Source organism: Enterocloster lavalensis (assembly GCF_046603895.1).
GTDB classification, from domain to species: domain Bacteria; phylum Bacillota; class Clostridia; order Lachnospirales; family Lachnospiraceae; genus Enterocloster; species Enterocloster lavalensis.
The window spans coordinates 1,387,741-1,409,221 of sequence record NZ_CP176637.1 but is presented as its reverse complement, the minus strand read 5'-3'; the positions used below and the strand labels follow the sequence as shown (position 1 = coordinate 1,409,221).

Here is a 21,481-nt window from a genome sequence, read left to right as displayed (position 1 = left end):
ACAATTTGTTATAGCTTATGAGCGGAGGGGAAGAAATATGAGCGGCATCGCAGCAATACATTCGATTGGAAGCGACAGGAGGAAAAAACGTGGCGTTACAATTTGTTTTCGGCGGTTCCGGTTCCGGAAAAACCCGCTATCTGTATGAGCAGGCCATCCGGCTGTCCCTGGAACAGCCGGACCGGCGTTTTCTGGTGGTGGTGCCGGAGCAGTTTACCATGCAGGCCCAGAAGGAGATCATCCGCCTGCACCCAAGGCACGGCATCATGAACATCGACGTCCTGAGCTTCAAGCGCCTGGCCTACCGGGTGTTCGACGAACTGGCGGTGAAAATGCCGGTGGTGCTGGACGATATGGGAAAATCCATGGTCCTGCGCCGGGTTTCCGGCCGGAAAAAGAGCGGTCTTGGCCTCTACGGCAGCCATCTGGGGCAGGCGGGTTTCATCAACCAGCTGAAATCCCAGATTTCCGAGCTCTGCCAGTACGGAATTACGCCTCAGGATCTGGAGCAGCTGCAGGGGGAGACGGAGAATCCGCTGTTGAAGCAGAAGCTGGGGGATTTGGGGCTGATCTTTCAGGAATTCAAGGATTATATTGCGGATCACTATATCACGGCGGAGGAGATTCTGGATATTTTATGCCGGGAACTGCCGCGCTCGGAGATGCTGAAAAACAGCGTGATTTTCCTGGACGGGTACACGGGCTTTACGCCGGTGCAGTACCGGATTGTGGAGCTGTTTATCACCCACGCCCTGGACGTGGTCTGCGCGGTGACGGTGGATTACCGGGCGGACCCCTACCGGGAGAGCGGGATTCAGAACCTGTTTTATATGAGTAAGCACACGGTCTGCCGCCTGGCGGCCATGGCAAAGGCCGGAGGGGTGGAGCTTAAGGAGGATGTGATTCTGGACCGGCGGCCTGCCTGGCGTTTTGCCCAGAGCCCGGCCCTGGACTTCCTGGAGCAGAACCTGTACCGGTACAACGGGAGGGCCTGGAAGGGAGAACAGGATCAGGTGAAGCTCTTCTGCGGCCAGACGCCGGAGGAGGAAGTGCGCTATGTGAAGAGCCGCATCGAAAGCCTGGTGCGGGAACAGGGGCTGCGCTACCGGGATATGGCGGTGGTGACCGGCGACCTGGCGGCCTACGGGCGGGAGATCACCCGCCAGTTTGACCAGGCGGGAATTCCGTTTTTCATGGACGACAAGAAGAGCATCCTGGAAAACCCTATGGTGGAGCTGATCCGCGCGGTGCTGGAGGCGGTTCGGGACTTCTCGTATGAGAATGTGTTCCGGTATCTGAAGACGGGGTTGGTGTATGACAGGGGGGCCGTCGAGGCGGTAGGTGCGGAATCTGGCGGGGAGACCGTCGGGGCGGCGGGAGCGGATCCCGGCGGGGAAGCTGTCGGAGCGGCGCGTGCGGATTACGGCGGAGAAGTTGTCGGAACGGCGCGTGCGGATATCGGCGGGGAGGCCACCGGCGCGGCGCGTACGGATATCGGCGAAGAGGCCGTCGGGGTGGCGCGTCTGAATTCCGGCGGAGAGGCCACTGGCGCGGCGCGTACGAATTCCGGCGGGGAGGCCGCCGGGGCGGCGTGTACGGATACCGGCGATGAGGCCATCGACTGGGAGGAAGCCAGCGACGGCGAGCTGGCGGACGTTTTATTGGAGGGAACCGGGGGAGGCGCCGGCCGGCGCTACAGCCGGGAGGAAGCCGCGGTTATGACGGACCGGCTGGAAAACTATGTCCGGGCGCTGGGGATCAACGGCTGGAAGCGCTGGGACAGCCAGTGGGAGGCGCAGTTTAAGGGCGCGGAAAATTTGAATCTGCAGGAGCTGAACGATTTCCGCCAATGGATTCTTGCGCCCCTGCGCCCCCTGCGGGAGGCCATGTCAAAGGACGCCACGGTGGCTTCCGTGACCCAGGCCCTGCGGACCTATCTGGAATCCATGGAGCTTAAGGAAAAGCTGGAGGAGTACCAGGCGTATTTTGCCGCCCGGGGCCTCCGGGGGGATGAGAATCTGGCCAGGGAGTACGGCCAGGTGTATGACAGGGTGGAGGAACTCTTTGAGCGACTCACCGGTCTATTGGGCGATGAGAAGGCGGAGCGCAAGAGCTATGCCCAGATTCTGGATGCCGGCTTTGGGGAGATTCAGGTGGGCGTGATCCCGGCCACCATCGACCAGGTGATGGTGGGCGATATCACCCGCACCCGTCTGGACGGCGTGCAGGTGCTGTTCTTTGTGGGCGTCAACGACGGCGTGGTGCCCCAGCGCAAGAACGGCGGCAGCCTGTTGGGCGACCGGGACCGGGAATTTTTCAAGGCGCACCGCCTGGAGCTGGCTCCCACGGCCCGGGAGGACGGCTGTATGCAGAAATTTTACCTGTATCTCATGCTCTCCAAGCCCTCCCGGCGTCTGGTGATCACCTACGCGGGGCGCAGCTCGGACGGTAAGAGCCTGAGGCCCTCCGTGCTTTTGGGCGAGGTTTACAAGCTGTTTCCCGGCCTGACGGCGGAGGACGGTTCCACCGTGAAATGGCCGGTGCAGACGCCCAGGGACGGCAAGGAGACGCTGATTCAGGGATTAAAGACCTACCGGGATTTAAAGGAGCCGGACGCTGCGGACGGCGCGGAGCAGGATTCGCAGTGGGAGCGGAAATTTCTTGAGCTGTACCGGTGGTTCTTTGGGCAGGAGGATTACCGGGAAGAGGTGAAAATGCTGGTACAGGCGGCATTTTACTCCTATGAGGAGCGTGGAATCGGCCGGGCGGCGGCGCGGGCGCTGTATGGAAAAATTTTACAGGGCAGTGTTACCCGGCTGGAACAGTACGCTTCCTGCGCTTACGCCCATTTCCTGCGGTACGGGCTGGAGCTGATGGAGCGCCGGGAGTACGAGCTGGAGGCGGTGGACATGGGAAACCTGTTCCACCAGTCCATTGACCGGTGTTTCCAGGTGATGAAAGCCCAGGGGCGGGACTGGCGCAACCTGACCGAGGAGGGACGCCAGGGGTTGGTGAAAGAGAGCGTGTCCCAGGTGGTGGCGGATTACGGCAATACCATCATGATGAGCACCGCCCGATACGCTTACCTGGCCGGGCGGGTGGAGCGGATGACGGACCGCACCATCTGGGCCCTGGCCGAGCAGGTGAAGCGGGGAGATTTTGAGCCTGCGGGATTTGAGGTGTCCTTCTCAGCGGTGGATAATTTAAAGGCAATGCGCATCGCCCTGTCGCCGGATGAGGAGTTGCAGCTCAGAGGCCGCATCGACCGGATGGATATTTGCGAGGACGGCGGAACGCTCTATGTGAAGATCATCGATTACAAGTCAGGCGGCACCAGCTTTGATCTGGCGGCTCTGTACTACGGGCTGCAGCTTCAGCTGGTGGTGTACCTGGATGCGGCTCTGGAGATGGAGGAGCGGAAGAATCCGGGCAAGGAGGTGGTGCCCGCGGGAATCTTCTACTACAACATTCAGGACCCCCTGGTGGAGAAGAAGGCAGCCATGACGCCGGAGGAGATTGAGCAGCAGATTCTGCGCCAGCTGCGCATGAACGGCCTGGTAAACCGGGAGCTGGAGGTGATCCGCCACCTGGACAGGGAAATTGAGACCCAGTCCGATGTGATCCCGGTGGCCCTGAAAGCCGGGCTGATCCAGGAGAGCCGATCCTCCGTTGCCAGCGGAAAACGTTTTGAACAGTTGAAGTCTTATGTAAATCAGAAGTTGCGCACGGCAGGCCGGGATATTCTGGAGGGCGACACCTCCTTAAAGCCCTATAAGAATAGCGCCCGCACCGCCTGCGACTACTGTCCCTACCACGCGGTCTGCGGTTTTGACACCAAGACCGCGGGATACGGCTACCGGAAACTGAAGGCGTTGAAGCCGGAGGAAATCTGGGAGGAATTGGGAACCGAAGATCGGGCGGAGACAGATGGGGAGTAGAGAAAAGCAGAGCGGTATCCCGCAGATTCAGACAGAAAGGAACCTAGATAAATGGCAGTGAAATGGACTGAGAAACAGCAGCAGGTGATCGACAGCCGCAACCGGAATCTGCTGGTATCCGCGGCGGCGGGCTCCGGCAAGACGGCGGTGCTGGTGGAACGGATCATCCGCATGATCAGCGAGGGCGAGCATCCTCTCAACATCGACCAGCTGCTGGTGATGACCTTTACCAACGCGGCGGCTGCGGAGATGCGGGAGCGGGTCGGCGCGGCGGTGGACAAGCTGTTGACCGTCTGCCCGGACGACGAGCATCTGTGGCTGCAGGGGGCGCTCATTCCCCAGGCGCAGATTACCACCATCGACAGCTTTTGTCTGAATCTGATCCGCAACCATTACAGTAGTCTGGAGATCGATCCGGCTTTCCGTATCGGCGACGAGGGGGAGCTGGCCCTGATGCGGGCGGACGTGATGAAGGAAATGCTGGAGCGGCATTACCAGGAGGGCGGCGAGGATTTTGCGGCCTTTGTGGAGCAGTTCGGCCGCGGCAAGTCCGACGCCGGGATCGAGGATGTGATTCTGCAGGCCTGGCAGTTCTCCCAGAGCCACCCATGGCCCATGGAGTGGGTGGCCGCATGCAGGGAGGAGCTGCGGGAGGAGACGTTGGAGCAGATCGAGCAGAGCCCTTGGATGCAGTTTATCCTTCGGGATGTGCATCTGCAGATGGAGGAGCTGGAAATCCAGCTGGGTGAGGCCATCGACACGTGCCGGGAGGAGAACGGCCCTCTGGCTTACGAGCCCATGCTGGTGAACGACAGGCGGCAGATTCGGGCGGTGCGGGAGGCCGCCGGGAAGGGGACCTACCGGGGACTGTACGAAGAATTGGGAAATATTTCCTTTGGCCGTCTGGCTGCGATCCGCAGCAAGGAGGTGGACCAGGAGAAAAAGGCCTATGTGTCCGCCTGCCGGGACCGGGCCAAGAAGGCGGTTGCCAAATGCCAGGAGAACTACGGCGTCCAGAGCCCGGAAGAGATGGTGGAGGCGGTAAGGGGAACCGCCGGGGTCATTTCCACACTGCTGGACCTGACTGAGGACTTCGACCGCTGCTACCGGGAGAAGAAGCGGGACCGGAACGTGCTGGATTTCAATGATCTGGAACATTTGGCGCTGGAAGTGCTGATGGAGCCGGTGCCGGGGGAGGATGAGACCGGGTCGGATGAGACAGACGCGGATGAGACAGGGGCAGAAGTGTCAGATGCCGGAGAACCGGGGGCAGAAACGGCGGAGGCCGAAGAACCGGGGGCAGAAACGGCGGAGGCCGAAGAACCGGGGGCAGAAACGGCGGAGGGCGGAGAACCGGGGACGGAAGTGTCAGAGGCTGGAGAACCGGGGGCGGAAGTGTCAGAGGCCGGAGAACCGGAGGCGGAAGCGGCGCACACTAAAGAACCGGCCGCCGCGCCCTCCCGGCGCGTGCCTTTCCGGCCGGTTAAGCGCCGCCCAACCGCGGTGGCGGACGAGCTGGCGCGCCAGTTCGAGGAGATTCTGGTGGACGAGTACCAGGACAGCAACAATGTGCAGGAAACGCTGATCACCAGCATTTCCCGGGAGCGCTGGGGAAAACCCAACGTGTTTATGGTGGGGGATGTGAAGCAGAGCATTTACCGGTTCCGTCTGGCGCGCCCGGAGCTGTTTATGGACAAGTACGAGCGGTATTCCGTCTCCGAGAGCCTGCACCAGAAAATCGAACTGCACCAGAACTTCCGCAGCCGGGCCACGGTGTTGGACAGCGTGAACGATGTATTTTACAAGATTATGACCAGGGCGCTGGGGGGAATCCGCTATACGGAGGAGACGGCCCTGCACCCAGGGGCACAGTTCGCGCCGGGCGAGCGGACCGGCACGCCCACGGAACTGCTTTTGGTGGATACCGGGGCGGACGCTCTGAAGCAGCTGGACGAGGAGGCGATGGACTACACGGCCAAGGAGCTGGAGGCCCGCATGGCCGCCATCCGCATCCGGGAGCTGATGGACCCGGAAAACGGCCTGATGGTCTGGGATAAGGGCGCGGAGGAATACCGGCCGGTCCGCCTTGGGGATATGGTGATCCTGTTGAGGAGCCTGAGCGGCTGGTCCGAGGTCTTTGTCAACGTGCTGATGAACGAGGGGATTCCCGCCTACGCGCAGACGAAAACCGGGTATTTCAATACCGTGGAGGTGGAGACGGTCCTAAGCCTTCTGGCCGTGGTGGACAACCCGATGCAGGACATTCCTCTGGCCGCGGTGATGAGGTCCCCCATGGTTTCCATGACGGACGAGGAGATGGCATGGCTCGTGGCGGCCTACAAGCGCGCGCCCGAAAAGGGCCAGGACCGGGGCGTGTACGGTGCCTTTATGCATTGGAAGGAAAATGGCGGGGAAAGCGTGGACGCGCCTGAGGAGGCCGTGCGGTCTATCGGGGAGAAGCTGGCATGTCTGGAAACGCTTCTGGAGGGCCTGCGCCGGGACGCCCGCTATCTGCCGGTCCACCAGCTTTTGTACCGGGCCTTTGAGGCCAGCGGTTACTACGATTACGTGTCCGCCATGCCGGCCGGGGAGACCAGAAGGGCCAATCTGGACATGCTGGTGGAGAAGGCCATCGCCTACGAGGCCACCAGCTACAAGGGCCTGTTCCATTTTATCCGCTACATCGAGAAGCTGAAGAAATACGACACGGATTTCGGAGAGGCAAATGTCGCCGGCGAGCAGGCGGACACGGTGCGCATCATGAGCATCCACAAGAGCAAGGGCCTGGAGTTCCCGGTGGTGTTTCTGGCCGGAATGGGCAAGCGTTTTAATAAACAGGACGCCTACGGGGCCGTTCTGCTGGACGCGGACCTTGGGCTGGCTGCGGATTATTTGGATTTAAAACAGCGCCTGAAAATGCCCACGCTGAAAAAGCAGGCTCTGAAGCGGCGCATGGAGCTGGAATCCATGGGCGAGGAGCTGCGGGTACTCTATGTGGCCATGACCCGGGCCAAGGAAAAGCTGATCATGACGGCCACGGACCGCTCCCTGGGGTCAAAGCTGGAAAAATGGGCCCAGGTGCCGCTGGCGGACGGGGCGATCCCATACACCATTTTGTCGGCCGCCGGTTCGTTCCTGGACTGGCTGCTGATGAGCGCCTGCGACGGCACGATCCAGAAGCGCCAGATTCCCCTGACCGGGCTGGTGGGCATGGAAATCCGCCGCCAGGCTTCGCGCCAGGTCTCCCGGGAGGAGTTGCTGAACCTGGACACGGATACGGTCTATGACCCGGAGGCGGCGAGGCAGTTGGCGGATGCGCTGAACTACCGGTATCCCTATGGGGGAGACACCGGCCTCTACGCCATGCTGTCCGTGTCGGAGCTGAAAAAGCAGGGACAGGTGGGGCAGGACGAGGAGGAGATCGGCAGAGGAAGGCTTCTGGGAAGCGGAGGGGAAGCGCGCATTTTAGGAGATGTTTGGACTGACGGCGTGGGTGAGGTTGGCCCGGAACGGACCGGAGCCGCCGGTGGGAGAGAGGATGGTCTGGAACATGCTGGAACCGCCGGCGGGAGAGCGGTTGGTCTGGAACGGGCCGGAACCGTCGGTGGGAGAGAGGATGGTCTGGAACGAGCCGGAACCGCCGGCGCGGCCCGCGGAACGGCCTATCACCGGGCGCTGGAATGCCTGGATTTGGGGAAGCTGCACAGCCGGGAGGATGTCCGCGCGGCCTTGAAATCCCTTCTGGAAACCGGATACTTGGAGCAGGAAGCCTATGACGCGCTGGATGAAATGGTTATTTTTACCATGTTGAACAGTCCGCTGGGGCAGCGCATGGCCGAGGCGCAGCGGGACGGAAGGCTTCACCGGGAGCAGCAGTTCATCATCGGAATCCCGGCCCGGGAGATGGGCCGCGGCGATTCCCAGGAGCTGGTGCTGGTTCAGGGCGTGATCGACGCCTATATGGAGGAAGAGGACGGCCTGGTGTTGATCGATTACAAGACGGACCGGGTGCCCGGAGGGCGCGCCGGACGGGAACGTTTGGCGGAGCGCTACCGGCAGCAGGTGGCCTATTATCAGAGGGCTTTGGAGCAGCTGACGGGAAAAAAAGTCAAGGAGAACATAATTTACTCATTGACATTACAGGAAAGTGTCTTATTATAGTATGTAATATCATTTTAAAGCAGAAAGGGCGAGGGCTATGGAAAAGAGACTGAGAGGGCTTTTGTATCAGGCGGCTTCACAGCACAGCAGAAACCAGGGCAGGCAGATTGTCAGGAGATGGCAGGCCAAGGCGTGGACGCTGTTGATTCTGTGTATCCTGGCCTGTTTGCTGTCGATCTATTATCTTTGGAGGCCGTGGCGTTTTCTGGCTATGGCGGGTATCGCGGCGGTATTTGCCTTTGGCATGTACCTGCTGGTCCGCGGCTACAACCGGTTGATCGTCAGCCTGGTCTGCGATCAGTGCGATCCCAGCCTGGCGCTGGGGGTGATGCGAGAGGCGGACCGCGGCCCCCTTTTAGGGCTGTTTGTCAACCGCAACGTGGAGACCGTGGCCGCGGTGCTCAACTGCATGATGCTGGAAGGCCGTGAGGACGAGGCCCGCCAGGCCATGAAGGAGCTGGAGCTTCACTCCCGTGCCTGGGATTACCGCAGAACCGTGCTGCTGTGCGACTATCATTTTATGAAAAAGGACAGCATGGAGATCGACAAGGAGTACGGAGCCCTTGGAAAATTCGCCGCCGCAGGCTACCGCGACGCCAGACAGAATTTCAAGTGGATGCACGATATGCAGCGGATGACCGAGCTGGAAGATTTCTACGACTACACCCGGGAACCGGAGAAAAAGCAGAAATACCGGGAGGAGCTGACCGCCCTGCTGGAGGAAAAGATCCGCATGAGCCACAACAAGGCCCAGCGGCTGCAGATGATGTTCCGCCTGGCTCAGATCGAGTTCAAGGAGGAAGAGTACGACCGCGCGGCCAGACTTTTGGAGGAGATCGCCAGGGAGGGGAATACCCTGGGCGTGGCCGGGCAGGCCCAGCAGATGCTCTCGCGACTGTACCGGTGACGGATGGAAGATGAGCGCCGTTTGTCCGTGAAGGGAATGAAAAGACTGGTAAAAAATGGGAGTCCATATCGCCGGGAAGGGGATGTGGGCTCCTTTTTAAAACAAATTTTAGAAAAGATTTTCATTCCATTTTGGTGCATTTTCTGAGCTGAGCCTCGACGTCACGGCCGCCATATAGAATGCGGATCACTGTAACAACGGCTTTTTCGGGATTAGGAATAGATACAAAATTTGAAAATAGCTGAACGCAAGCTGACGCATAAGGCCGCCCCCATCCGCTCCTTCCGCTCACCTCCTTGTATCCCCCCACCCAGCCCCCGCAGAATTTCCACACGAACACATTGCATTTTTACACCCCCGAATGTATAATGAAAACCGGTACCTGACAGTTTACCAGAGTAAAGGAGTACACATGATTCAATTAGAGAGAACCAGCGTGATGAACCTGGAGAACGCAATCAGGGGCGCGCGCAATCCCATGAACAGCTGGGGGAGGATGGACAGCGGCTACGACGAGGACGGTCAGTTCGTGCTGGGGCCCAACGACCTGGATCTGGCCCGGAGGCTGCGCAAGGCCGGAAGCGACCACCGCAAGTTCCTGCGCCAGGTGTTTGTTTCCGTGGACGTCACCGCCCCGCTGTACTGGTGGAAGGAGTACGACACCTACAAGGTGGCCACCGTGGCCAACTCCACCAGCACCATGCATAAAATACACAGCAAACCCTTCGAGCTCAGCGATTTCAGCTGCGACCACATGACGGAGGGAACCCTGGCATATTTTGAGACCGTGATCGCAAAGCTGGAGGAGATCCGGCTGCGCTACGTGAACGAGGGAAAGAACAAGGAGGACTGGTACGATTTAATCCAGCTGCTCCCCTCCAGCTACAACCAGATGCGCACCTGCACCTTCAACTATGAGACGCTGATCAACATATATTTCGCCAGAAGGAACCATAAGCTTCTGGAGTGGCACACCTTCTGCGACTGGATTCTGACCCTGCCTTACGGTAAGGAGCTGATCGCGGCGGAGGAGGAAGAGGCGTGAAGCACATCGCTGCGCAGGGAAGCGGCAGGAAGCACAAAACGGCGCAGTAGGAAGCGGAATGAAGCATAATGCAGTGAAGGAGGATACGGCATGAACCTGATCGTTGCGGTTGATCAAAACTGGGCCATCGGAAAGGACGGCCGCCTGCTGGTGAACATCCCCGCGGACCGGCAGCTGTTTATGAAGGAGACCACCGGCAAAACCGTGGTCATGGGCCGCAAGACCCTGGAGAGCCTTCCGGGCGGCCAGCCCCTTGGAAAGCGGGAAAACATCGTGCTGACCCGGGACAAGAACTACCGGGTAAAGGGCGCTGCGGTCTGCCACAGCGTGGAGGAGGCCCTCAGTCTTTTGGAGGGAAAGGACCCGGAGGACATTTTCATCATCGGCGGCCAGAGCATTTACGAGCAGTTTTTACCCTACTGCGATACCGCCCATGTGACCTTTGTGGAATATGTCTACGACGCGGACACCCTGTTCCCCAACCTGGATGAGAACCCGGACTGGCGGCTGGCGGAGGAGAGCGACGAGCAGACGTATTTTGACCTCTGCTATTATTTTCGCCGATATGAGCGGATCAGATGAACAAAAAAATTGTAAAAAGCAATAAATATCTAAAAAACTTTTAGATTTCTTTGGAAAAACTATTGTAAGTCTGAAATGAAAATGGTAATATAAAATCAATGCGAAAGCAGAATGGGGGATTTGTGAATGAAACACGACGGACAGATTTTTACCCTGGAAAATGAGGACCTGCTGGTAGCGGTGAACCGCCACGGAGCGGAGCTGGCCCGGATCTACGACAAGAAGGCGGGGCGGGAGCTTCTCTGGAACGCGGACCCGGCGGTCTGGAACCGGCACGCGCCGATTCTGTTTCCCTTTGTGGGGAAATGCTACGACGGCAAATACCGCCACCAGGAGAAGGACTACCCCATGGGCGCCCACGGCTTTGCCAGAGACATGGAGTTCGAGCCGCTGCTCTGCGACATGGACGAGTGCTGGTACCGGCTTAAGGACACGCCGGAGACATTTTACAAATATCCCTTCCACTTTGAGCTGGAGGTGGGCCACCGTCTGGAGGGCCGCACCATTCAGGTGATGTGGAGGGTGAACAATACCGGCTCCGAGGACCTGCTGTTCATGGCGGGGGGACATCCCGCGTTCCAGGTGCCTGAGGGGCGGACCATTTACGACTACACCTTTGAATTCAACAAGACCGGGACGAGAGCCGGAACCTGCCAGGACGGGCTGCATTACCAGGCTCCGAACGCCGACGGGTTCGAGCAGGAAGAGCTGGGCGGAACCCTGGCCCTGACCGACGGACGAGTGCCGCTGACAAAGGGTTTCTTCGACCGTGCGCTGACCTACATATTTGACCAGGCGGCCGTGGGAAGCGTGAGCCTTCTGCTGGACGGAAAGCCCTATGTGACCGTGCGCTGCGACGATTTCCCCTACCTGGGAGTCTGGTCGGTGGAGGCCACGCACCCCTTCGTGTGCCTGGAGCCGTGGTACGGCCGGTGCGACGCAGAGGGATATACCGGGGAGCTTAAGGACCGGGAGGGAGTGGTGACGCTTCCGGCATGGGAGAGCTGGGAGAAGAGCTATTCCATCACAATCGGTGAGTAACAGGCGAAAATGCCTGATGATAAATTAGGAGGAAAACCATGTACAAGATTGTTAAGGCGGAATGCCTGGCAGACAAGATCTACCTGATGGACGTGGAAGCGCCCCGCGTGGCGAAGGCATGTCAGCCGGGAGAATTTGTAATCGTTAAGATGGATGAGATCGGAGAGAGAATCCCTCTGACCATCTGTGACTATGACCGCGAGAAGGGCCTGGTAACCATCGTATTCCAGACGGTGGGCGCTTCCACCGAGCGCATGGCCGGAATGAAGGCGGGAGATTATTTCCAGGATTTCGTAGGCCCCTTAGGTCAGCCTTCCGAGTTCGTGAAGGACGATCTGGAGGAAGTGAAGAAGCGCCGCTATCTGTTTGTGGCGGGCGGCGTGGGCTCCGCACCCGTGTATCCCCAGGTGAAATGGCTGAAGCAGCACGGCGTTGACGTGGATGTGATCGAGGGCTCCAAGACCAAGAGCCTGCTGATCCTGGAGGACGAGCTGCGCGCGGTTGCCGGCAATCTGTACGTGACCACCGACGACGGTTCCTACGAGCGCAAGGGTATGGTGACCGAGGTGATCAAGGATCTGGTGGTGAACCAGGGCAAGAAATACGACGTCTGCGTCGCCATCGGCCCCATGATCATGATGAAGTTCGTCTGCAAGCTGACCAAGGAGCTGGGCCTTCCCACCATTGTCAGCTTAAACCCCATCATGGTGGACGGCACCGGAATGTGCGGCGCCTGCCGCGTCAGCGTGGGCGGCAAGGTGAAGTTCGCCTGCGTGGACGGTCCTGAGTTCGACGGACATCTGGTGGACTTCGATCAGGCCATGAAGCGCCAGCAGATGTACAAGACGGAAGAAGGGCGCGCCCTTCTGAGATTACGCGAGGGCGACACCCATCACGGCGGCTGCGGACATTGCGGAGGTGAGGAATAATGGACGTTTTAAAGAAAGTACCGGTTAGAGAACAGGATCCCAAGGTGAGAGCCACCAATTTTGAGGAGGTCTGCCTTGGCTACAATCAGGAGGAGGCCCAGGCTGAGGCCGCCCGCTGCATCAACTGTAAGAATGCCCAGTGTATCAAGGGTTGTCCCGTTGCCATCGACATTCCCAAGTTCATCCACGAGGTGAAGGAGGGACAGTTCGCCGAGGCGGCCGCCACCATCGCCAAGTCCAGCGCCCTTCCGGCTGTCTGCGGCCGCGTGTGCCCCCAGGAGAGCCAGTGCGAGGGCAAGTGCATCCGCGGAATCAAGGGCGAGCCGATCTCCATCGGCAAGCTGGAGCGCTTTGTGGCCGACTGGTCCCGGGAGAACGGCTTTGTACCCGCTAAACCTGAGAAAACCAACGGCAAGAAGGTGGCTGTGATCGGTTCCGGCCCCGCAGGCCTGACCTGCGCCGGCGATCTGGCGAAAATGGGCTACGAGGTGACCATTTTCGAGGCCCTTCACGAGCCGGGCGGCGTTCTGACCTACGGCATCCCGGAGTTCCGTCTGCCCAAGCTCGGCGTGGTTCGCCCGGAGATCGAGAACGTGAAGAAGCTGGGCGTTGAGATCGAGACCAACGTGATTATCGGCAAGTCCGTGACCATCGATGAGCTGATCGACGAGGAGGGCTACCAGGCCGTATTCATCGGTTCCGGCGCGGGCCTTCCCAAGTTCATGGGTATCCCCGGGGAAAATGCCAACGGCGTGTTCTCCGCCAACGAGTACCTGACCAGAAGCAACCTGATGAAGGCTTTCCGCGACGACTATGACACCCCCATTTTCATCGGCAAGAAGGTAGCCGTGGTGGGCGGCGGAAACGTGGCAATGGATGCGGCCAGAACCGCGCTGCGCCTGGGCGCTGAGGTACATATCGTATACAGAAGAAGTGAAGCCGAGCTTCCGGCCCGTGTGGAGGAGGTTCACCACGCCAAGGAGGAGGGGATCATTTTCGACCTTCTGACTAACCCGGTGGAGATTCTCACCGACGAGAACGACTGGGTGAAGGGCATGGTGGTGCGCAAGATGGAGCTGGGCGAGCCGGATGCTTCCGGACGCCGCAGACCCGTGGAGGTCGCCGGTTCCGACTACACCATCGAGGTGGACACCGTGATCATGTCCCTGGGAACTTCTCCCAATCCGCTGATCTCTTCCACCACGGAGGGATTGGAGACGAATAAGTGGAAATGCATCGTGGCCGACGAGGCCAACGGCAAGACCACCAAGGAAGGCGTGTACGCGGGCGGAGACGCCGTGACCGGAGCTGCTACCGTGATTTTGGCCATGGAGGCTGGAAGAGCGGGAGCGCGAGGAATTGATGAGTTTTTGAGTGGGAAATAACAGATCGATTGAAATGAAGGCGGCGCAGGGTGCGCCGTGGGGAATAAAGAAACAGGGCCGGCCCGGTAATGTGGGGCTTGCCCTGTTTTCTTATGTGCTGTGAGCATATGTTTTAGCGCGGCCACTGTCACGCTATTGTCCGATCCCATTCTGCGTGGTGCCGAACAAATGGGGCGCCATCTTCTTCAGATGGTGCATCTTGCTGGTCCGCAGGTGTTCACGCATCTGATTCTCCGCTTCCTCGGCCTGGTGATGGGTGATGGCCTGGAGAATCTTTAAATGGCAATCGTGGGATCGGACGATTCCGTCGGCCCGGTCCTCGGTCAGGAAGGTGATGCGGAAAATCTGGCTGGACAAGGGGGCGTAAAGGGTTTGGAGAATCTCGTTTCTGGAGTAGTCGACGATGTTCTGGTGAAAATTGGAATCCTCCTGGAACAGCTTGTCGTAGTCCTTGGTGCGGATGTCGTCGTTCATATTCAGCCAGCAGCGGTTCAGGGCCTGGATCTGGCTGTCCGTGATGTTGATGGCGCAGAGCTTCGCCGCCAGTCCCTCCAGATATTCCCGGACGTCGTAGAGCTGGATCACATATTCGTAGCGGATCTCGGACACGTAGCTTCCCACCGTGGGGATAGAGGTCACAAGCCCGTCCGCGGACAGCTGCTGGATGGCCTCGCGGATGGGGGTCCGGCTGGAATTTAACATCTCGCACAGCTGCCGCTCCACCAGCATGGTGCCGGGCGCTAATTGATTGGTGATAATTTTTTCTTTCAGCATCTCATAAGCGATCTGCTTCTTGGATTTTTCTGCATGCGCAGTCGTCGGTGCACTCATAAACAACTCACTTTCTTACCTCATATGGTTTCTGGCAGCAGTCCAGCGCCTGCGCGGCCGCAGGCAAACATTCCGGCCGAAACGCCGCCGGCCAGGGAATTTTGCTTACAGCGGTACCAAAGGCAGGCATGCTGAACCGCCACGTTTATGTTTCTATTATAGATGGAAAATTCAGAAAAGTATAGCTGATAAAAATGTTGGTCAAACAGAATACAAATGTGGGCGATTCATAGGTACAGTATATAGTATTCGTCAAAAAAAAGTCAACCAAAAAACTGTAAGATGTTGTAAATATAAAAAAATGAAAAAAATACTTGATAATTATATGCACATGTGCTATATTACAAACAGTTGGTATACCAATGGAATACAAACGGAATACAGAAACGATTTGTAAGCGGCAGGAGAGGAGGAGCATTATGGAGGCCTTTAGGCTGACAGGGAAGACGGCTATTGTCACCGGAGCGGGCGCAGGTCTGGGGAACAGCATGGCCGCGGGGCTTGCGGAGGCGGGAGCCAGGGTGGCGCTTATCGATATCCGGCCGGATATCGGGGAGATTGCAAAGCGCATGTGCGGGGACGGCAGGGAACTTGTGGGAGTTCAGGCCAACCTCACGGACCGGGAAGATTTGAAAAGAGGGTTCGGGCAGTGTCTCCGGCTTCTGGGCGGAGTGGATATTCTGATTAACAACGCCGGGATGCAGGTGCGGGGCAGGGCGGAGGAGATTGACCTGGGCGACTGGGACCGGCTGATGGAATTAAACGTCACGGCTCTCTTTGAGATGAGCCGGCTGGCGGCCCGGGAGATGATGAAAAAGGGCTATGGAAAGATCATCAACGTGGCCTCCATGCTCAGCTTTTTCGGCGGCCTCAACTGTTCCCCCTACGCTGCCTCAAAAGGAGCGGTAGCCCAGCTGACCAAGGCGTTTTCCAACGAGTGGGCCGGGCATGGGATCAATGTGAACGCCATCGCCCCGGGCTATATGGATACGGCGTTAAACACCACGCTGATGGCGGACCAGGAGCGCTACCGGGAGATCACGCTTCGGATACCGGCTCACCGCTGGGGACAGCCGGAGGATTTAATGGGGACCGTGATTTACCTGGCTTCCCGGGCTTCCGACTATGTGTCGGGCGCTGTGATCCCCATTGACGGCGGGTATCTGGGGAGGTAGGGATGGACAGAGAATTGGTTTTAGAGCGGATGAGGCGGGAGAAGATCATCGCCATTGTCCGCGGCGTTGAGACAGCGTCCATCGGCGAGGTGGCGCTCGCCCTGGCTGCGGGGGGAATCACCTGCATGGAGATCACAGTGGACCACCGGACGAAAGACGGGCCGGAGGAAACCTACCGCTCGATCGCCTGGCTGCGGGAGCGGATGGGGGAAGCGGTCTGCCTGGGGGCCGGTACGGTTCTCGATGAAGAAGAGACGCGGCGGGCCGTGGCAGCCGGGGCGGATTACATCATTTCCCCCAGCCTGGACCAGGGGGTGATCCGCCTGACCAGGGACCTTGGAAAGGTGTCGATCCCCGGAACCCTCACCCCCTCGGAGGCCGTACAGGCTTACCGGTGGGGCGCGGACATCGTCAAGCTGTTTCCGGCTGGGCTTCTGGGGGTGGGTTACATAAAAGCGCTTAAGGGGCCCCTTCCCCATATTCCGTTCTGCGCGGTGGGAGGGATCACCCCGGAGAACGCGGGGGATTTCATCCGGGCCGGGTGCGTTTCCCTGGGAATCGGCGGGAATCTGGTGGATCTCACGGCGGTCCGCGAAAAGCGGTTTGGGGATCTAACGGCGGCGGCGCGGCGGTTTGCAGCGGGCGCGGCAGGTTTGTAGATTGGTCTTATCCATTAAGATAATCAAGATAAAATAAAATTTAGGAGGTAGTTTTATGAGCAAGTGGCAGATTCCTTATCCACAGGAGGTAAAGGTAGCGGGGTATATGGATTCCGACGAACCCATTTATTTCCAGAACATGACAATGAAGCAGAGCGAGGAGCGCTTAAAGGAGAACGATATTCTGATTCTTCCCATCGGCTCCACCGAGTGCCACGGCGCCCACGCCTGTTACGGCGAGGACACCTTCCTGGTGACCCGCATGGCGGAGCAGGTGGCTAAAAAGACCGGCTGTACCGTTTCCCAGCCCATCTGGTTCGGCTCCCATCCCTATCACCACATGGGAATGCCCGGAACCATTCCGATCAACGAGAACACCTTCTGCGATTACATCGCTCAGGTGCTGGCCGGATTCTGGAACGCCGGTTACCGCAAGATCATCCTGTTAAACGGACACGGCCAGGAGTACGTGATTCCTACCGCCATCCATCAGTTCGCCAGAAAGTACCAGGTTCCGGCCGTGATGATGAATGTGAACTGGTACTACGCAATCCCCGAGTATCTGAAGGTGGGTGATCCCAAGTGCAGGTTCGAGACGCCCTTTAACCACGCGGACGAGCAGGAGACCTCCTTCTCACTGGCCCTGTTCCCGGAGATGATCCACATGGAGGACGCGCCGGATACGGATCTGCACACCTTCCTGCCTCCGGGCCATATCGACAACGCCGGAAATATTTACGGACGGGCTGTGAAATGGTACTGCCACGCAGGCGCCGGCACCATTGAGGTGGTGGGCAACCCCGAGGGCGTTGTGGGCAAGGCGAAACTGGCCACTGCCGAGAAGGCCATCCCGGCCACTGAGGCGCTGTTGGATTACCTGGAGAAGCTGGTCAACGATATCCACGAGAAATGGCCGGCAGGGGTTCTGCCGGAGTGCGATAAGGTGACCCAGCGGTTCACCGAGGAGACCCTGGAAGACTTAAAGAAGGGGCCGTTAAACGGAGGAAAGCATATTTATACCATTGCGGCTTATTAAAGGAGGGCTGCGCCGGCAGCTCGTTACACTCAGCAATGACCTGCAGGCTGCGCCGGCAGCTCATTACACTCAGCATTAACCCGCCGCCTGTTTGTGGCGGCGGGCAAAGGGGCGGGGATTGGGAATGAATCTCAAAGGAGGTATTGGAACTTGAAGGCATATGTACTGAAAGGGCCGGGGGTATTAGCGGCGGAGGAGCGGGAGATTCCACAGCCGGGGCCAACAGAGGTGCTCATCCGGGTGACCAATGTGGGAATCTGCGGTTCGGATATTCATCTCTACAAGGGCACCTACAACGGGCCGCAGAATTACCCCATTCTGTTCGGACACGAGTGGTCCGGGATTGTGGAGAAAACCGGGGAAAAGGTGGCAAAGGTGAAGCCCGGTGACAAGGTGACCGGGGACTGTTCCCGGTACTGCGGGCATTGCGACAACTGCAGCGAAGATCGAAATCTGTGCCGTACCATTGAAAAGTTCGGCATTACCATAGACGGAGCTTCCGCCGAGTACATCGTGCGGGACGAATCGTATATCTACCGTGCAGACCCGGAGGCGGATCTGGCGCTGCTGGCCCTGACGGAGCCCATCGCGGTGGCAAAGCATCTGTTGGAAAAGATATTAAAGCTGGGTGGTTCCTATCAGGGAAAACGGGTTCTGATCTACGGCGGAGGAGCAATCGGTCAGGCCGCGCTGCTCCTGCTGCGCCTGTACTACGGCTGTGAGCAGGTGGATTTGTCCGATCTGATCGAATACCGCATCGGGCTGGCCAGGGAACTGGGAGCGAATATCCCCCCGGCAGAAGCCCTTAAATGGGAGCTGGAAAATGACTATCCCAACATGTACAACAAGACAAGGTACGACGTGGTCATCGAGACCACAGGCGTGGCCCCGGTATTTGCAAACGGACTGAACCTGTTAAAGCCGGGGGGATACTTAGGCTGCGTGGGTATGATCGGGACGGCGGAAATCCCACAGAAGCTGATCGTCACCAAATCCCTGACCGTCACCGGCAGCATCGGAGGCACGGAGGAGTTCGAGGACGTGATCGCGTTTATCCAGGAGAACCGGGAAGCGGTGAGAAAGCTGATCAGCCACGTGTTCCCTGCCGCAGAGACGGATCAGGCGTTCGTCATGGCCACCGAGGCTTCGAAGGCAATGAAGATCAGCATCGCGCTGTGACAGGGATTTGAAAGGAGGAGGCAAATGAACATACCGGAGAAAATGAAGGCGGCGGTCCTGTTCGACTACAATGACCTGCGGGTGGTGGAAAAACCGGTGCCAAAGCCGGGAAAGGATGAAGTGCTCATCCGGGTGAAGGCCTGCGCCATCTGCGGCACGGACCCCAAGATCATCGCCCACGGTTGGGAGAACTGTCCGCCCATGGGGGAGTACATTCTGGGGCATGAGTACGCCGGCGAGATCGCAGAGCTGGGCGAAGGGGTTACGAAATTCAAGGTTGGCGACCGGGTGGCCATTGAGCCCCACAAGGGCTGCGGGCACTGTGTGAACTGCCTGAGGGGGTATTACACCACCTGTTTAAACTACGGCAAGCTGGAGGAGGGACACCGGCACTACGGCTTTACAGTCAACGGGGGTTACGCGGAGTACGCGGTCTGCCACATCAACTGCTGCCACCGCTTCTCGGAAAAACTTTCTTATGAGGACGCCACCATGCTGACCACGGCGGGAACCGCCCTGTACGGAATCCAGCGCGCCGGCGGCATCGGACCGGGCGAGACGGTTGCGGTGATCGGTCCCGGTCCCATCGGCCTGATGGCGGTGCAGCTGGCCCGGGTGCTGGGCGCGGGAAAGGTGATTTTGGTGGGAACCCGGGATTCCAGGCTTGCAATCGGCCGGGAGGTGGGCGCGGACGTGCTGGTCAACAGCCGCAATGAGGACGCCGTGGAAGCGGTGAAGCGCCTGACGGACGGCGTGATGGCGGACATGGTGGTGGAGACCTCCGGCAGCGCCGCGGGCGGAGCCCAGGCATTGGAGCTGTGCAAGAAGAGCGGAAGGGTGGCCCTGGTGGGCATTTACTCGGAGCCGGTGACAGTGAACCTGAACAAGGTGGTGCAGTGGAACATGCAGATCGCGGGTGGCAAGGCGGAGGGCGAGGACGTTTTGGACCGTCTGGTGCCACTGATGGAGTCCGGGCAGATCAAGACCGGTCCGCTGCTGACCCACGCGTTTTCACTGGACGACATCAACGAGGGGGTCAGAACCTACAAGGAGCGAATCGGCAACGCCATCAAGGTTGTGATCAGACCTTAGACTGGGAGGTGGAACAGTTTGGATCAAGAGATCGTATTGCAGATGAGGGGAATATCCAAATCCTTTCCCGGAGTCAAGGCATTGGACGACGCCCGGCTGGAGGTGCGAAGGGGTGAGGTCCACGTGCTTTTAGGTGAGAACGGGGCGGGGAAATCCACGCTGATGAAGGTTCTCTCCGGCGTCTATTTAAAGGACGAGGGCGAGATCATCTACGAGGGAAAGCCGGTGGAGATCCGCAATATCCAGGATGCCCGGAAGCTGGGAATCAGCATCATCCACCAGGAACTGAACATGCTGGCGGAGCGCAACATTGCCCAGAACATTTATCTGGGCCGGGAGCCGCTCAGAAATCCCTACACCCGGCAGATTGACGAGAAGAAGATGCGGGAGGACAGCAAAGCGCTGCTGGCCCGCCTGGGCGTGGAATTGTCGCCGGACACCATGGTGAAAGATTTGAGCATCGCCCAGCAGCAGATGGTGGAGGTGGTGAAGGCACTGTCCGTTGAGACGAAAGTCCTGATCATGGATGAGCCCACCTCCAGCCTGACAAAGCGGGAGATCGACGCGCTGTTCGCCATTGTGGAGAGCTTATGCGCCCAGGGGATCAGCGTGATCTACATCTCACACCGCATGGAGGAAATTTTCCGGATCGGCGATCGGGTGACGGTCATGCGGGATGGAAAATATGTGGGCACCGTAAACGTGAAGGAGACCAACATGGACCAGCTGGTAACCATGATGGTCGGACGGCAGATCAGCCAGATGTACGAGCGGCCGGAGCGTCAGGCGGGCGAGGTTGCGCTGGAGACAAAGGATTTGACGGGTCTGCGTTTCCGCAATGTGAACATCCGGGTGCGCTGCGGTGAGATCGTGGGCATCGGCGGCCTGGTGGGGGCCGGGCGGACCGAACTGGTGAAGGCTATTTTTGGCTACGACCGCATTGAGAGCGGAAAAGTGTTCGTACACGGCCGGGAGATGAAACGTCATTCACCCAGAAATTCGGTGGAGGCGGGGATCGGATTTCTGCCGGAGGACCGCAAGAGCGAGGGTCTGATCCAACAGCAGCCCATCAAAAACAACATTCTCCAGGCCAGTATGAAGCGGTATTTCAAGCGGGGTCTGGTGGACAAAAAGGCCGAGAAAGAGCTGGCGGAGCGCTACCGCGGGGAACTCAAGATCGCCACCCCGGACGTGACCAGGCGGGTGTCCGCCCTCAGCGGCGGAAACCAGCAGAAGGTGGTAATCGCCAAATGGCTCTGCACGGAGAACCGGATCCTGATTTTCGACGAGCCTACCAGGGGGATCGACGTGGGGGCCAAGGCGGAGATTTACGCCCTGATCGGGCGGCTGGCCGGGGAGGGCTACGCAATTCTGGTGGTCTCCTCGGATCAGATGGAGCTGATCGGCATCTCGGACCGAGTGTATGTGATGAAGGACGGCGAGGTTGTGGGAGAGCTTGGCCGGGAAGAGATAACGGCTGAGAATATCGTGTCCTACGCGGTGGGAAAGGAGGAAACATAA

At 59.0% G+C, this 21,481-nt stretch carries 15 protein-coding genes; 14 read left to right on the top strand and 1 reads right to left on the bottom strand.

Annotated elements, in window-relative coordinates:
* Nucleotides 1-89 precede the first annotated feature (89 nt).
* The 8 genes from ACK2JC_RS06185 to gltA all read left to right on the top strand — a co-directional run bounded on the left by ACK2JC_RS06185 (nucleotide 90) and on the right by gltA (nucleotide 13,988).
* Nucleotides 90-3,938 (top strand): PD-(D/E)XK nuclease family protein, encoded by a 3,849-nt coding sequence (locus ACK2JC_RS06185; protein WP_368272156.1) that lies wholly within the window; start codon nucleotides 90-92, stop codon nucleotides 3,936-3,938.
* A 51-nt stretch (nucleotides 3,939-3,989) separates the two neighbouring features.
* Nucleotides 3,990-8,099 (top strand): UvrD-helicase domain-containing protein, encoded by a 4,110-nt coding sequence (locus ACK2JC_RS06180; RefSeq protein ID WP_368272157.1) that lies wholly within the window; start codon nucleotides 3,990-3,992, stop codon nucleotides 8,097-8,099.
* Nucleotides 8,100-8,136: 37 nt separating this feature from the next.
* On the top strand, nucleotides 8,137-9,006 hold the full coding sequence (locus tag ACK2JC_RS06175) for a hypothetical protein (protein WP_368272158.1): 870 nt from the start codon (nucleotides 8,137-8,139) through the stop codon (nucleotides 9,004-9,006).
* A gap of 412 nt (nucleotides 9,007-9,418) precedes the next feature.
* Nucleotides 9,419-10,051 (top strand): hypothetical protein, encoded by a 633-nt coding sequence (locus ACK2JC_RS06170; RefSeq protein WP_118757163.1) that lies wholly within the window; start codon nucleotides 9,419-9,421, stop codon nucleotides 10,049-10,051.
* Nucleotides 10,052-10,141: 90 nt separating this feature from the next.
* Nucleotides 10,142-10,633 (top strand): dihydrofolate reductase, encoded by a 492-nt coding sequence (locus ACK2JC_RS06165; protein WP_320937394.1) that lies wholly within the window; start codon nucleotides 10,142-10,144, stop codon nucleotides 10,631-10,633.
* Nucleotides 10,634-10,759: 126 nt separating this feature from the next.
* Nucleotides 10,760-11,674 carry an aldose 1-epimerase family protein gene (locus tag ACK2JC_RS06160; protein ID WP_368272159.1) on the top strand — a complete coding sequence of 305 codons (915 nt, stop codon included), beginning with the start codon at nucleotides 10,760-10,762 and terminating at the stop codon, nucleotides 11,672-11,674.
* 38 nt (nucleotides 11,675-11,712) lie between these two features.
* Nucleotides 11,713-12,603 (top strand): sulfide/dihydroorotate dehydrogenase-like FAD/NAD-binding protein, encoded by an 891-nt coding sequence (locus tag ACK2JC_RS06155; RefSeq protein ID WP_092362032.1) that lies wholly within the window; start codon nucleotides 11,713-11,715, stop codon nucleotides 12,601-12,603.
* Nucleotides 12,603-13,988 carry an NADPH-dependent glutamate synthase gene (gene gltA / locus ACK2JC_RS06150; protein ID WP_118757161.1) on the top strand — a complete coding sequence of 462 codons (1,386 nt, stop codon included), beginning with the start codon at nucleotides 12,603-12,605 and terminating at the stop codon, nucleotides 13,986-13,988. Before ACK2JC_RS06155 ends, gltA begins: the two co-directional genes overlap by 1 nt.
* A gap of 132 nt (nucleotides 13,989-14,120) precedes the next feature.
* Here the strand turns inward: gltA and ACK2JC_RS06145 are convergent, their stop codons facing one another.
* Nucleotides 14,121-14,819, bottom strand: coding sequence for a GntR family transcriptional regulator (locus ACK2JC_RS06145; protein WP_118757160.1), 699 nt, complete (start codon nucleotides 14,817-14,819; stop codon nucleotides 14,121-14,123).
* Nucleotides 14,820-15,238: 419 nt separating this feature from the next.
* Here ACK2JC_RS06145 and ACK2JC_RS06140 point away from each other — a divergent pair, with 419 nt between their 5' ends.
* From ACK2JC_RS06140 to ACK2JC_RS06115, 6 genes are all read left to right on the top strand, one after another.
* A complete protein-coding gene (locus tag ACK2JC_RS06140; RefSeq protein ID WP_227170719.1) occupies nucleotides 15,239-15,994 on the top strand; it encodes an SDR family NAD(P)-dependent oxidoreductase in 756 nt (251 codons plus the stop codon).
* Nucleotides 15,995-15,996: 2 nt separating this feature from the next.
* Entirely contained in the window at nucleotides 15,997-16,653 is a 657-nt protein-coding gene (locus ACK2JC_RS06135; protein ID WP_320937455.1) for a bifunctional 4-hydroxy-2-oxoglutarate aldolase/2-dehydro-3-deoxy-phosphogluconate aldolase, read from the top strand.
* Between the two features lie 55 nt (nucleotides 16,654-16,708).
* Nucleotides 16,709-17,689 carry a 3-dehydro-scyllo-inosose hydrolase gene (iolN, locus tag ACK2JC_RS06130; protein WP_118757157.1) on the top strand — a complete coding sequence of 327 codons (981 nt, stop codon included), beginning with the start codon at nucleotides 16,709-16,711 and terminating at the stop codon, nucleotides 17,687-17,689.
* 150 nt (nucleotides 17,690-17,839) lie between these two features.
* A complete protein-coding gene (locus ACK2JC_RS06125; protein ID WP_320937454.1) occupies nucleotides 17,840-18,868 on the top strand; it encodes a zinc-dependent alcohol dehydrogenase in 1,029 nt (342 codons plus the stop codon).
* Nucleotides 18,869-18,892: 24 nt separating this feature from the next.
* A complete protein-coding gene (locus tag ACK2JC_RS06120; RefSeq protein ID WP_118757155.1) occupies nucleotides 18,893-19,960 on the top strand; it encodes a zinc-dependent alcohol dehydrogenase in 1,068 nt (355 codons plus the stop codon).
* Between the two features lie 18 nt (nucleotides 19,961-19,978).
* On the top strand, nucleotides 19,979-21,481 hold the full coding sequence (locus ACK2JC_RS06115; RefSeq protein WP_320937453.1) for a sugar ABC transporter ATP-binding protein: 1,503 nt from the start codon (nucleotides 19,979-19,981) through the stop codon (nucleotides 21,479-21,481).

Bases quoted from the DNA above. Each gene is read 5' to 3' on its own strand.
- ACK2JC_RS06120 (WP_118757155.1), top strand. From the start codon at position 18,893: ATGAACATACCGGAGAAAATGAAGGCGGCGGTCCTGTTCGACTACAAT.
- ACK2JC_RS06175 (WP_368272158.1), top strand. From the start codon at position 8,137: ATGGAAAAGAGACTGAGAGGGCTTTTGTATCAGGCGGCTTCACAGCAC.
- ACK2JC_RS06140 (WP_227170719.1), top strand. From the start codon at position 15,239: ATGGAGGCCTTTAGGCTGACAGGGAAGACGGCTATTGTCACCGGAGCG.
- ACK2JC_RS06165 (WP_320937394.1), top strand. From the start codon at position 10,142: ATGAACCTGATCGTTGCGGTTGATCAAAACTGGGCCATCGGAAAGGAC.
- ACK2JC_RS06170 (WP_118757163.1), top strand. From the start codon at position 9,419: ATGATTCAATTAGAGAGAACCAGCGTGATGAACCTGGAGAACGCAATC.
- ACK2JC_RS06135 (WP_320937455.1), top strand. From the start codon at position 15,997: ATGGACAGAGAATTGGTTTTAGAGCGGATGAGGCGGGAGAAGATCATC.
- ACK2JC_RS06155 (WP_092362032.1), top strand. From the start codon at position 11,713: ATGTACAAGATTGTTAAGGCGGAATGCCTGGCAGACAAGATCTACCTG.
- iolN (WP_118757157.1), top strand. From the start codon at position 16,709: ATGAGCAAGTGGCAGATTCCTTATCCACAGGAGGTAAAGGTAGCGGGG.
- ACK2JC_RS06145 (WP_118757160.1), bottom strand. From the start codon at position 14,819: ATGAGTGCACCGACGACTGCGCATGCAGAAAAATCCAAGAAGCAGATC.
- gltA (WP_118757161.1), top strand. From the start codon at position 12,603: ATGGACGTTTTAAAGAAAGTACCGGTTAGAGAACAGGATCCCAAGGTG.
- ACK2JC_RS06180 (WP_368272157.1), top strand. From the start codon at position 3,990: ATGGCAGTGAAATGGACTGAGAAACAGCAGCAGGTGATCGACAGCCGC.
- ACK2JC_RS06160 (WP_368272159.1), top strand. From the start codon at position 10,760: ATGAAACACGACGGACAGATTTTTACCCTGGAAAATGAGGACCTGCTG.